9 protein-coding genes are annotated in these 13,716 nt (G+C 42.8%); 8 read left to right on the forward strand and 1 reads right to left on the reverse strand.

What is annotated here, in order from left to right:
* Positions 1-12: 12 nt before the first annotated feature.
* On the forward strand, positions 13-1,356 hold the full coding sequence (locus tag M0R36_07550; protein ID MCK9555653.1) for a phosphomannomutase/phosphoglucomutase: 1,344 nt from the start codon (positions 13-15) through the stop codon (positions 1,354-1,356).
* A gap of 72 nt (positions 1,357-1,428) precedes the next feature.
* Positions 1,429-3,471: a HEAT repeat domain-containing protein gene (locus M0R36_07555; protein ID MCK9555654.1), complete on the forward strand. Its 2,043-nt coding sequence runs from the start codon at positions 1,429-1,431 to the stop codon at positions 3,469-3,471.
* Positions 3,472-3,499: 28 nt separating this feature from the next.
* On the opposite strand, the gene M0R36_07560 is transcribed toward M0R36_07555, so the two are convergent.
* Positions 3,500-4,315: a hypothetical protein gene (locus tag M0R36_07560; GenBank protein MCK9555655.1), complete on the reverse strand. Its 816-nt coding sequence runs from the start codon at positions 4,313-4,315 to the stop codon at positions 3,500-3,502.
* A 114-nt stretch (positions 4,316-4,429) separates the two neighbouring features.
* Between M0R36_07560 and M0R36_07565 the strand changes: the two genes are divergently transcribed.
* From M0R36_07565 to purF, 6 genes are all read left to right on the forward strand, one after another.
* The gene (locus M0R36_07565; GenBank protein ID MCK9555656.1) at positions 4,430-4,678 is read left to right on the forward strand and encodes a hypothetical protein; all 249 of its coding nucleotides are present in this window, start codon (positions 4,430-4,432) and stop codon (positions 4,676-4,678) included.
* A 53-nt stretch (positions 4,679-4,731) separates the two neighbouring features.
* On the forward strand, positions 4,732-6,243 hold the full coding sequence (locus tag M0R36_07570; GenBank protein MCK9555657.1) for a DUF1846 domain-containing protein: 1,512 nt from the start codon (positions 4,732-4,734) through the stop codon (positions 6,241-6,243).
* Between the two features lie 114 nt (positions 6,244-6,357).
* Entirely contained in the window at positions 6,358-7,971 is a 1,614-nt protein-coding gene (locus tag M0R36_07575; GenBank protein ID MCK9555658.1) for a CTP synthase, read from the forward strand.
* Positions 7,971-9,074 carry a glutamine-hydrolyzing carbamoyl-phosphate synthase small subunit gene (gene carA / locus M0R36_07580; GenBank protein MCK9555659.1) on the forward strand — a complete coding sequence of 368 codons (1,104 nt, stop codon included), beginning with the start codon at positions 7,971-7,973 and terminating at the stop codon, positions 9,072-9,074. The genes M0R36_07575 and carA overlap by 1 nt, the downstream gene beginning before the upstream one ends.
* Positions 9,058-12,279 (forward strand): carbamoyl-phosphate synthase large subunit, encoded by a 3,222-nt coding sequence (gene carB / locus M0R36_07585; protein ID MCK9555660.1) that lies wholly within the window; start codon positions 9,058-9,060, stop codon positions 12,277-12,279. Before carA ends, carB begins: the two co-directional genes overlap by 17 nt.
* Positions 12,276-13,655: an amidophosphoribosyltransferase gene (gene purF / locus M0R36_07590; protein ID MCK9555661.1), complete on the forward strand. Its 1,380-nt coding sequence runs from the start codon at positions 12,276-12,278 to the stop codon at positions 13,653-13,655. Before carB ends, purF begins: the two co-directional genes overlap by 4 nt.
* The last annotated feature ends 61 nt before the right edge of the window (positions 13,656-13,716 follow it).

Genomic DNA, 13,716 nt, shown 5'->3' on the forward strand with positions numbered 1-13,716 from the left:
CGAGGAGGAGAAATGGAAATAAAAGAGTCTATATTTAAAGCTTACGATATCAGAGGTGTTTTTCCCGAAGAAATAAATGAGGATACAGCGTATCGTATCGGGCGGGCATTTGTCTCTTTTTTAAAAGTAAAGAATATTGCGGTGGGGAGGGATATGAGGGTTTCGTCCCCTTCCATGGCTAAATCATTTATTAAGGGAGCGGTAGATCAGGGGTGTAATGTGACAGATTTCGGTATGGTGGGGACGGATATGCTTTATGTCGGTGTGGCAATGTACGGATATGAAGGCGGCGTAATAATAACAGCTTCACATAATCCCAAAGAATATAACGGAATGAAATTGGTGAAAGAAAGGGCCATCCCGCTCAGCGGAGAAACGGGTATCCAGGATATCAAAAAAATGGTTATGAAAAATAATTTTACGGAACCGGGGAAAAAGGGAAACCTATATAACAAGGATATCTGGGAGGACTACGTGAAGCATACATTAAGCTTTATTGTCCCTTCGAAAATAAAACCTTTTAAGATTGTAATGGATGCAGGCAACGGTATGGCGGGGAAAATGGTTCCTCCCGTTTTCGAAAAACTGCCCGTTACAGTTATTCCCATGTATTTTGATGTGGACGGCACATTCCCCAATCACGAGGCAAACCCGCTTATCGAAGAGAACAGGATTGAAATTATGAAGAGAGTCGTTGAAGAAAATGCGGACTTGGGAATTGCTTTTGACGGAGATGTCGACAGGTGCTTTTTTATAGATGATAAAGGAGAGTTTGTATCGGGTGATTTTGTAACAGCGCTTTTAGCGGAAGCTATTCTCAGAAAGCATCACGGGGAATCTATCCTGTATGATCTCAGGGCCAGTTGGGCTGTCCGGGATAAGGTCATGGAAAACGGCGGCAAGCCGTTTATGAACAGGGTCGGACATGCGTTTTTCAAGCAAAGAATGAGAAAAGAAAAAGCTATTTTCGGCGGTGAGGTTACCGGACACTATTATTTCAGAGATAATTATAATGCCGATAGCGGGATCATACCGGCGCTTCTGATGCTAGAATTGATGAGCGAAAAGGATGTGAACCTCAGTCAGCTGATAAAACCGCTCAGGGAAAAATATTTCATCAGCGGTGAAATCAATTCCAAGGTGAGCGATACCCGGGAAAAAATAAAGGAACTGGCGGAAAAATACAGTGATGCGCATATATCATACCTTGACGGGATATCAGTTGATTATGATAATTGGCATTTTAATGTCCGCCCATCCAACACGGAACCTTTATTGAGGTTGAACCTGGAAGCTAATACAAAAAAGATGATGGAAGAAAAGAGAGATGAGGTCCTTGCTATCATTAAAGGCTGACCGATTAATTTTTAGTGATTTTTAATGGGCTATTATGGTAAGGTTGCAATTCGATAACAAAGGAGATTGAATATGAAAGTTTTAAGATGCTTGCTTCTGATAATTTTTTGTGCGTCATTGTTTATCCCGCAGGCTTATTCCGGACAGGGCAGAAGAACAAAAAAATCATCTGCAATATCTGAAGACAAAGCGGTAGAGAAAGAAGTCGGAGAAGAAACGGAAGAAATGATAGAAGTACAACAGCTAACCGACCAGGAAGTCGAAATCATACAACTTTTTAAAATGGTAAATTCCGGAAACAGCAGGACAAGGCGGCTTGCATATAAGAGACTGAGAGAAATGGGTGAATCCGGTGTTCCTGTCTATATAAAGATTCTTCTGGACGGCAGGAGAAGTGACAGGGAATTTGCGGCGAAAATACTGGGTGAATACCCGACTGAAGAAGGTGTTTTGGCCCTTAGAAAAGCTTTATTGAACGATAATATGGCAAGAGTAAGGCTTGCTTGCGCTGATTCTCTCTCTCTTATTGCGGACAGGTCTTCACTTGATGATCTGGTAAAGGCGCTGCAGGACAGCAACAAAGAGGTAAGAGAAAAAGTAATTTATGCTATAGGGAAAATGGGAGATAAAGAGGTTGTCCCTGCTTTGATAGAGCTTCTTAGCGATGAAAATTCCGATACGAGAAAAATGGTAGTCTATTCTATGGGGGAACTGCGCGATGAAAAATGTACCCCGTATCTTATAAAGGCCACAATAGACCCTGATAGCGGTGTCAGGGCCGCTTCTGCAATCGCGCTGGCAAAAATGGGCAATAAATCCGCTACACCTGAAATTATAGGAATGTTGAATGATGAATCTCCCGATGTGAGGTTATCCGCTGTTATGGCGCTCAATATTCTTGATGATAACAGAGCGGTACAACCGCTGGTAAACCTGTTGTCCGATATAAACGGCGATGTAAGGAGAATAACATTTGACACATTGAAGAAGATGGATCAGGCGGCGCTGACGGCGGGTCTGATGGAAGCGATGTCTTCTCAGGATGAAGCTACCAGGATAGATTCGAGCGCATGGTTAGCTGAAGTAGCGGATGTTAAAGCTGTGCCGGTTCTTATAAAAGGGACGAAGGATAAAGTGTGGCAGGTGAGATATTATTCCGCCGTTGCGTTAGGTAAAATAGGTGATAAAAGCGCTGAAAAAGCGCTGAAAAAATTGTTATCTGATGAAAGAACCGATATAAGAGTAGAAGCGCTTAAATCGCTGGGGAAACTCGGTGACAGCACCGCAGAACCCATGCTTACGGACATCGTTATTAATGCCAGGGATAAAAATGAGGTTGTTGAAGCCATAAAGGCCTTGGGTGTTATAAAATCACCGGGTTCGGTAGGGGTTCTTGTCGAAAGATGCCAGTCTGCCGATCCTGAAATATCAAGGGCCGCTTCCGAAGCTCTTCTCGGTTATGGCGATAAACTGTATGAATGTATGCAAAGCGCAAGTCCGGATGTGAGAAAAGATGCTGTTGTGGCATTGGGCCTGATGAAGAAAAAAGAATCTACGGCCTTTATTATAAAAGGGCTTGATGACAGTAGCTCTGTTGTCAGGGCCGCATGCCTGCGGTCGCTTGAAAAAATAGGAGACAAAACTGTTATTAAAAAAACAGTGAAAATGCTTGATGACCCTGATTCCAATGTAAAAGTCGCGGCAATTTCATATCTTACTTTCTGCGGCAACATAAACGCGGTAAGCCAGATCGCGGCTAAACTTAAAGACAGGGATTCAACGGTCAGAGCGGCTGCTATATATTCTATAAGTGAATTCGGAGAGAAGGAATATGACGAGGACATAATTAAAATACTCGAGAACGACCATTCTTATGTGAGGGTTTGCGCGGCCGAAGCTTTAGGCAAAATAGGCACAGACGACAGGAAAACATTGACCGCTTTATTTAAAGCGCTGTCTTCCGACGAAGAACTTGATGTCAGGTTAAAGGCAGCTTCTTCGTTGAGGGATCTTACCGGAAAAGACTTTGGATATAGCGAAAATTCGACACCGGATAAGAAGTACAGCGCGGTACAGGAATGGAAAGCTTATTTGTCCGAACGCGATGAAGAATAATTTGCCGGTTTTAAAAAGGGGCTGTGATTTAATTTACAGCCCCTTTTTCTTGTTTGTCCTTCAGATATAATTCTTTATCATTATTTGCTAAATCCTCGTGTAAGGCCTTATACAATATTTTTACCGCCGGCTGGTTTTCGTCGATTTGCAGTGATTTTTCAAAAACGGCGCAAGCCTGTTCTTTGTTATTGAGTTTGAGTAATAGGATGCCTTCAGAGAAAAGAACCAGCGTGTTGGAAGGAAATTTGTTGTGTAGTTTCTCCAACTCGCCGATAGTGTATTGTAATAATGTGCTGCTGTCGGATTGGAAAGAGGGGAAAACATATTTTGAGAATACATAATATACGTTTGCCGTTTCATCGTCAGGTTTGATTCGGAGCGCAGTTTCGAGATACGACCTGTCGTCATCAACGAAAAAAAGGGCGATATATCCTTCTATATTGCCGGGATCAAGTTCAATTGATTTATCAGCGTCTTCTATGCATTGTTTTCTCAAAGAGTTTCTTTTCCCGGGGACCAGCGAGGACAGCACCGCGTAAGCCATTGACCTTGATGAGTAAAATTTGCTTATGTCAGGGTAGTACTCTATCAGCTTATCGAGGGTATCTACTGCTTCCCTGGCGTTTCCGGCGGCCTTATCCCGGAAAACGGTGTTTCTTTTGTTGGCGCTGGTTAGCGCCTGGGCTATGCTTTCCTGGAATATAGAGCTCAGGGTTTTTGAATTGGTTAATGCTTCAGCTTTTTTGAATTCGGCAAGATGCGTCTTGTAATCGGCAGTCTCTGCGAAGACAATACCCGTAAAGACAATAATCAGAATCATGTATAAAACAGGCAAAATTCTCATAAGAGTATATATTATCAGAAAATTTTATATTGACATCAATTTTTTTTTATATAGGATAAAACTTTAGTTTTGATATACTGGGATTCAGATGAGTGATTAAGAAAGGGTTTGATTGTGGCGGATAAAATTAATAAGTCTTTTTTGCTTGGACTTGGTTTTGATAGTAAGGATGGGCATCTCAGGGTTACAAGGGGAGATAATTTCCGCCTTTACGGGGGTTCGGAGGAAACCCATGAAGCTATGCAGGAAAAGGCTATAAAATTTAATGAACAGCTTAATAAAAAAGGCAAGACTCTTGATGAGATAGGCAAGAATGAATTTTTTGAGATTGCGGATAAAGTGGGACTGAAACGATTTAAATAGTTTTTTTAATCAGAGCTTTTTCAGATATCGGCTGGAAGAAAGGTGATGTATTTTTGAACAGAAGTGGTTTTGATAATGAGAAGTATCTGAAAGAGCAGACAGCTTCCATCCTCGACAGAGTAAAGCGCTTTAACAATAAACTTTACCTCGAATTCGGAGGTAAAATTATTTATGATTATCATGCCGCGCGTGTCCTGCCCGGTTTTGACCCTAACGTTAAAATGCGTTTGCTGCAGCAATTGAAAGATGATGCCGATATTATCCTGTGCATATATGCCGGCGATATCGAGAGAAGAAAAATCAGGGCTGATTTTGGTATTACATACGATGTTGATTCCTTGAAACTTATTGATGACCTCAGGGAATGGGGCATTAATGTGGCTGCGGTGGTTATTACACGTTTTGACGGTCAGCCGTCGGCAAAAATTTTTAAAAACAAGCTTGAACGAAGGAATATCCGTGTGTGTACCCATAAATTTACAAAAGGGTATCCTTATGATATTGAACTGATTGTCAGTGAACAGGGATATGGAGCCAATCAGTATATACGGACAAAAAAGCCCCTCGTAATCGTAACTGGACCCGGGCCCGGAAGCGGGAAATTATCCACCTGTCTGTCACAGTTGTATCATGACCATAAAAACGGTATTTGTTCCGGTTACGCGAAGTTTGAAACTTTCCCTATATGGAATATTCCTCTCAAACATCCGGTTAATGTTGCATATGAAGCAGCTACCGCGGATATAAAGGATTATAATCTGATAGACCCTTTTCACAAAGAAGCCTACGGAGAAGAAACCGTTAATTACAATCGGGATGTGGAAGTATTTCCCGTATTGAAGAGGATCTTTGACAGGATAATGGGCGAATCAATTTATAAGTCTCCCACGGATATGGGAGTTAACAGGGCCGGATTTGGCATTGTAGACGATAAGTTGGTGAGGGAAGCGGCACAGCAGGAAATTATAAGAAGGTATTTCAGGTATGCATGTGAATATGCTATGGGGCTTGCTGATAAGGAAACGGTCGAAAGAGCTGAGAATATCATGAAAGAAACCGGGCTTAAGCCGGAAGACAGAAAGGTAGTCAAGCCCGCCAGAAAAGCGGCAGAAAAGGCTATGAAAGAGAAAAAAGGGAATGAAGGCATTTATTGCGGCGCGGCTATCCAGTTAAAGGATGAGTCTCTGATAATCGGGAAAAATTCGAACCTTATGCATGCTTCTTCAAGTGTTATTCTGAATGCGGTTAAAACTCTTGCGGGTATTCCCGATAAGATTCATTTGCTTTCTCCTAATATAATTGAGTCAATAGGAAAATTGAAAATACGCGTTGCCGGAAATAAAAATATAAGTATGAATCTTGAGGAAATGCTTATTGCTCTCAGTATAAGCGCCGCGACGAATACCACTTCACAGGCAGCGCTGGAAAAGTTGAACGAATTGCACAATTGTGAAATGCATATAACTCATATCCCCACTCCCGGTGATGAAGCCGGCCTCAGAAAATTAGGGGTAAACATCACAAGTGATCCCGATTTTTCCACCAAATCACTTTTCGTTTCTTAATTTAACTTGACAGCAATATATATTCTGGTATATTTCTACCAATTGGACAAAGGCGTCCTTCCTTCAGGAAGGGCGCCTTCTCTTTAATAGCGGTTTCCGAACAGGGTAACTTAAATGAGCAAATATATTTTTATAACGGGCGGTGTTGTATCCAGTCTGGGTAAAGGTATCCTTTCGGCTTCAATAGGTAAGTTACTTGAATCGAGGGGGTTAAAAGTCTCTATTATTAAGTGTGATCCGTATATTAATGTAGACCCCGGTACTATGAATCCGTATCAGCATGGCGAGGTGTATGTTACGGAAGACGGGGCTGAAACTGATCTTGACCTCGGTCATTATGAAAGGTTTACATCCGCTAAAATATCCAGGGAAAACAATATTACCACGGGTATGGTTTATAATTCCGTGATAAAAAAGGAACGCGAAGGGATTTACCTTGGAGATACGGTACAGGTTATACCTCACATTACCGATGAAATAAAAAGCAGGATAAAGAAGGTTTCCTCAAACCGCAAACTTGATGTGGTTATTGTGGAAATCGGGGGGACCGTCGGTGATATAGAAAGCCTGCCTTTTCTGGAAGCCATCAGACAGTTTAAGCAGGACGCCGGATTTAAAAATGCTATAAACATTCATCTGACATTAGTCCCTTATTTGAAGTCTTCCGAGGAAATAAAAACAAAACCCACACAGCACAGCGTCGGAAAACTCCGGGAAATAGGGATTCAGCCCGAAATAATTGTCTGCAGGTCTGAAAAACCGATTACAGCGGAAAGCAGGCAGAAAATATCCCTGTTTTGCAATGTAGAAAAGGAAGCTGTGATACAGGCGGCGGATGTCGATTGTATTTATGAAGTTCCTCTGAAACTCAAAGAACAATGGCTGGATGAACTTATTGTCAGAAAACTTGATATTCCCGCGTTTGACAGGGATCTGGCCATATGGAAAAATAATGTCGTAGAGCGCGCAAAAAACCTGAAAAATACAGTTACAATTGCCGTCGTCGGGAAGTATATATCTTTAAAAGACGCGTATAAATCTATTTATGAGGCGCTTGCTCATGCGGGTATTAAAAACAATCTTTTGGTCCGCGCTGTTAAAATGGAGTCGGAGGGGATAACAAAAGCCAATATCGATGATATCCTGAAAGGAGCCGACGGTATTTTAATTCCCGGCGGATTCGGTATCAGGGGGGCTGAGGGCAAAATTTCGGCGGTGAAATATGCGCGGGAGAAAAAGGTGCCTTTTCTGGGTTTATGCCTCGGTATGCAGATGGCTGTCATTGAATATGCGAGGAATGTCTGTGGATTTGAGAAAGCGAATTCCACCGAGTTTTCATCTAAAACCTCATATCCTGTTATAAGCCTGATGGAACAGCAGAGAAAGACAAAGCAGAAAGGAGCTACCATGAGGCTGGGGGCTTATCCCTGCAATATTAAAAAGAACACTAACAGCTCCCGGGCATACAGGAGAAAAAGAATATATGAGCGGCACAGGCATAGGTATGAATTCAACAACAAATACAGGAAGGCAATGGAGAAAAAAGGTATGGTTTTTGCCGGCACTTCGCCGGACGGGCGCCTGGTTGAGATAATAGAAATAAAAAAACATCCGTGGTTTGTTGCCGTGCAGTATCATCCCGAGTTTAAGTCAAAACCCGATTTGCCGCATCCTTTGTTCAGGGATTTTATCGCGAGCGCGTGGAAGTATAAGAGGAACAAATCATAATGAATCTTAAGAAAAAAGCTAAAATTGCTTTTGAATCCGGCAGGGTTTTTAACGGTTTTGCTTTTGGCGTTGAGGGAGAGAGGGCCGGCGAACTTGTTTTCAATACAAGTATGACGGGTTATCAGGAAATCATTACGGATCCGTCTTATAAAGGTCAGATAGTCCTTATGACATACCCTCTGATAGGGAATTACGGCCTTAACGAAGATGATGTAGAATCCGGGAAACCTTTTCTTGAAGGATTTGTCTGCAGGGAATTCAGCCGTATAGACAGTAACTGGCGTTCCTGTATCGGGATTGAAAAATATATGAAGAAAAATAATATTGTCGGTATAGAGGGAATAGACACGCGCGCCGTTACAAAACATGTCAGGATTGCGGGAGCAATGAAGGCGGTTATTTCAACCCTGGACCTTGATGATGACAGCCTTATAAACAAGGCAAGAGCTTCAAAAGGGCTTGTTGGAATTGATCTGGTTAAGGATGTTACCGTTGAAAAACCCTATGAGTGGAATAAATCCGGGAAATACAATGTTGTTGTTGTTGACTGCGGCGTAAAATTCAACATATTAAGAATACTTCAAAAAAAAGGATGCAGGGTAACATGTGTTCCCGCCAGCTCTTCTTTTGAAAACATAAAAGCTTTAAACCCCGACGGTATATTGTTATCCAATGGTCCCGGCGACCCGGAAGCCGTAACATATGTTATTGACACCGTAAAGAAATTATTGGGGAAATTTCCGGTGTTTGGAATATGTTTAGGCCACCAGATTCTCGGGCTGGCCCTTGGCGGAAAAACGTATAAATTGAAATTCGGCCATCATGGGGCGAATCATCCCGTCAAAGATGTCCTGACCGGGAAAATTTCCATTACATCCCAGAACCATGGTTTTAATGTTGAGATCGAATCTCTCAATATGGATGATATCGCTGTTACACATTTAAATCTTAATGATAATACGATTGAAGGCATGAGGCTCAGGAAAGTTCCGGCTTTTTCAGTTCAGTTTCATCCGGAGGCATCCCCCGGTCCGCATGAGGCAGCATCGCTTTTTGATAGTTTTATAGAAGATATGGAGAAGCACCGTGCCAAGAAGAAATGATATAAACAAGATACTTATTATCGGTTCCGGTCCCATAGTTATAGGACAGGCATGTGAATTTGACTATTCCGGAACACAGGCATGCAAGGCTCTGAAGGAAGATGGCTATGAAGTAATTCTGGTTAATTCAAACCCGGCGACTATAATGACTGACCCTTCAATGGCTTCAAAGACTTTTATCGAGCCTATTACACCAGAAATAGTGGCGAAAATCATTGAAAGTGAGCGTCCCGACGCGATTCTTCCGACTCTCGGCGGGCAAACCGCCCTGAATGTAACAATTAAGTTATATGAATCGGGAGTTCTCGACAAATTTAATGTTAAGATGATCGGGGCGGATTACAAAGCCATAAAAAAGGCCGAAGACAGGCAGGATTTTAAGGAAGCTATGAGGCGCATCGGACTTGACCTTCCAAAAAGCGGGATTGCATATAATATGCAGGAGGCTGTTTCTATAACCGAAGAGATCGGTTATCCCCTTATAATAAGGCCGAGTTTTACACTCGGCGGCACGGGAGGCGGTATTGTTTTCAATGAAGAAGAATTTATCGCTATAGCCGGCAACGGACTTAAAAACAGCATGATAAGCGAGATTCTTATAGAGGAATCTGTTTTGGGCTGGAAAGAATATGAATTGGAAGTAATGAGGGACAGCAGAGATAATGTAATAATAATCTGTTCTATAGAGAACCTGGATCCAATGGGTGTTCATACGGGAGATAGCATAACTGTTGCCCCGGCGCAGACACTTTCGGATGTTGAATATCAGAAAATGAGAGATGCTTCGATAGATATAATACGGGAAATCGGAGTTGATACCGGGGGATCCAATATCCAATTTGCGGTTAATCCCAAAGACGGCAGGATGGTGGTTATTGAAATGAACCCGCGTGTTTCAAGGTCATCGGCTCTTGCATCCAAGGCGACCGGGTTCCCGATCGCCAAAATAGCGGCAAAACTGGCTGTCGGTTACAGCCTTGATGAGCTGAGGAATGATATTACGAAAGAAACACCCGCTTCCTTTGAGCCCGCGCTTGATTACTGTGTCGTAAAAGTTCCGCGTTTTAATTTTGAAAAATTTCCCGAAGCCGATTCCAGGCTCGGAGTTTCTATGAAATCTGTCGGCGAGACGATGGCTATAGGTCGGAATTTCAAGGAAGCGCTCCAAAAAGCGTTAAGAGGGCTTGAAATAGGCGTTAGCGGGCTCTGCCTTAAAAAAGCGAAAAAATGTTCCGAGGATGCGTTAATTGACAGGCTTAAGACACCTAATCACGAACGTATCTTTTTTATTAAGGAAGCTTTGGAAAGAGGGTTTTCTCCGGATAAAGTCAATGAACTTACGGATATTGACCCGTGGTTTATTGAGAATATCAGGCAGATTACGGAATGTGAAAAGCTGATAAAGGGAAGCAGCATCGAATCCGTAGACGCGGATTTGCTGAGGTATGTTAAACAGATGGGGTTCAGTGATTCCCAGATAGCGGAGCTTACCGGAAGTGATGAAGTTACCGTTCGTACCGTGCGAAAGATAAGAGGCGTCAGAGCTGTGTTTAAGCTTGTGGACACATGCGCCGCCGAATTTGAAGCATATACCCCGTATTATTATTCGACATATGATGAAGAAGATGAGGTAAGGGTATCGGAGAAGAAAAAAATAATGATACTCGGCGGAGGGCCTAACCGTATCGGACAGGGCATAGAATTTGACTATTGCTGTTGCCAGGCCGCGTTTGCCTTAAAAGAGATCGGTTATGAGACTATTATGGTCAATTCCAATCCTGAAACTGTATCCACGGATTTTGACACTTCCGATAAATTGTATTTTGAGCCTTTAACTTTTGAAGATGTGATGAATGTTATCGATTCCGAAAAGCCTGACGGTGTAATTGTGCAGTTCGGCGGGCAGACACCGCTTAATCTGGCCAGAAAACTTCAAAAAGCGGGCGCTCACATTATCGGAACAAGCGTGGAATCAATAGACAGGGCTGAAGACAGAGACCAGTTCTCGGAGATGATAGAAAAATTAAAAATCAATCAGGCTCCGAACGGGATCGCCGAATCCCCGGAAGATGCTGTTCGCCAGGCTGGGAAAATAGGGTATCCCGTGCTGGTCAGGCCTTCATATGTGCTTGGCGGCAGGGCGATGAAAATAGTTTACAGCGACGGGGACATGGAAACTTTTATGGAAGAAGCCGTATCGGCTTCTCCTGAAAAATCTGTGTTGATCGATAAATTCATTGAAGATGCCATCGAGGTGGATGTGGATGCTGTTTCAGACGGGGAAAATACTTATATCGGAGGCATAATGGAACACATTGAATATGCCGGTATCCATTCCGGTGATTCCGCATGCGCGCTTCCTCCTCATACTATCAGTGATTTTGTCATAAAAAAAATTGAAGAAAATACAGTGGCTATTGCCGGTGAGCTGCAGGTTATAGGATTGCTTAATATCCAGTATGCCGTGAAAAAAAAATCGGTGTTTGTTCTTGAAGTAAACCCCAGGGCTTCAAGGACGGTTCCCTTTGTCAGCAAGGCAACCGGTGTTCCCCTTGCGAAGATTGCGGCAAAAATTATGGCGGGGGAGAAAATTCCCGCCGAACTGTTGTCCGAAAAAAGGGTTATGGAACATTTTGCCGTAAAAGAATCAGTTTTGCCTTTTTCCAGGTTTTCAGGTGTTGACATTGTTCTCGGACCCGAGATGAAATCGACCGGAGAGGTTATGGGTATAGACAATGATTTCAGCATGGCATTTGCTAAATCACAGCTTGCGGCGGGAGTGGGACTACCTTTATCAGGGAAGATTTTTATAAGCGTTGCCGATGAAGACAAGAGGCAGATAATATTTATCGCAAAAAAACTTTTTGACATGGGTTTTGAGATATTCGCCACATCAGGAACGGCAAAAGTTTTAAAGACAAACGGCATTAAGACAATTAATGTCCACAAGATAGGTTCATCGGGGGAAAATGTCCTTCATATAATCAATGCGGGGAATATAAAGTTGGTTATAAACACGCCTTCGGGGAAAAAAAGCCAGTCGGATATAAAGCCGATACGAAGCGCCGCGGCGATGCAGGGTATCCCCTGTATTACGACTATTCAGGGCGCTCAGGCGGCCGTAAACGCTATTGAAGCCATGAAAATGGGGAATTTATCCGTAATGGCTATACAGGATTACTTATGGAGATTTTCTAAAAAATGAAAGAATACTGCGGTGTAGTCGGTGTTTATGGACATAAAGACGCTTCTCATTTGGCGTATCTTTCTCTTTACGCTTTGCAGCATCGGGGGGAAGAATCCTGCGGTATAGCAAGTTACGACGGGAAAAGAATCCACTCCTATAAATCAATGGGTTTGGTGGGGGATGTATTCAATGAACCTATAATAAAAAAACTCAAAGGCAGCCTGGCGGTCGGACATGTCAGGTATTCAACTACAGGCTCAAGTGATATCAAAAATGCGCAGCCATTTACTATAAACTATAAAAAGGGGCATATATCTTTGGCTCATAACGGTAACATTACCAATTCAGATGAGTTAAGGATGTCCCTTGAGGATAACGGCTCGATATTCCAGACCACGATGGACAGTGAAATAATCGTACACCTGCTTGTGCAGGAACCCGGGTTGCCGATTGAAGAAAGATTCAGCGGCGCAATGTGTAAACTTGAGGGAGCTTTTTCTCTCGTGGTCATGGCTGATGACAGCATTTACGGGATAAGGGATCCTTTTGGCTTCAGGCCGTTATGCATAGGGAAATTGGGGGATGCTTATATAATAGTAAGCGAGACCTGCGCTCTGGACATAACCGGAGCTGAGTATTTGAGGGATATAGAACCGGGGGAAATTGTAAGAATCGATAAAAAAGGAATAACATCAATACAGTATTCGACCGTTATGCCGAAAGCGTTCTGTATTTTTGAGAATATATATTTTTCCCGGCCTGACAGCAGGATTTTCGGGTCAAGTGTGTATCAAGCGAGGAAAAACATGGGAAGCCAGCTGGCAAAGGAACATCCTGTGGATGCGGACTTTGTTATGCCGGTTCCCGATTCGGGAAATGTTGCCGCCATAGGTTATGCCGAAGAGTCGGGATTACCGCTGGAAATGGGTTTTGTAAGAAATCATTATATCGGCAGGACTTTTATACAGCCTTCGCAGGTGTCGCGTGATTTTAAGGTCAAAGTCAAGCTTAACCCCGTAACGGAACTCGTTAAAGGAAAAAAAATAGTTGTTGTCGAAGATTCTATTGTCAGGGGAACCACATCAAAGGGGAGAGTCAGGGCTCTGCGGAAATCCGGAGCGAAAGAGATACATATGAGGGTTAGCTGCCCGCCGCTGATTTCACCATGTTATTACGGAATAGATTTCCCGACAAAAAAAGAGCTTATCGCTTCAACCCATTCCGAAAAGAAAATTGCTGATTTTATAGGCGTTGATTCCCTGAAATATCTAAGCCTTAACGGTATGCTGGACGCAATGGAAACGGATAAAAACAATTTTTGCGCCGCATGTTTTACCGGAAAGTACCCTTTTTCCTTCAAAAAGAAGCCCCGTAAAGATGCTTTTGAAAAGTAGCCTTCGCGGCGGCCGTAAATTTTAATTTGCAATAATTTTCCGAATAAGTTAGATTTAATCA

The organism is bacterium (genome assembly GCA_023228325.1).
Classification (GTDB): Bacteria; Auribacterota; UBA6266; order UBA6266; family UBA6266; genus UBA6266.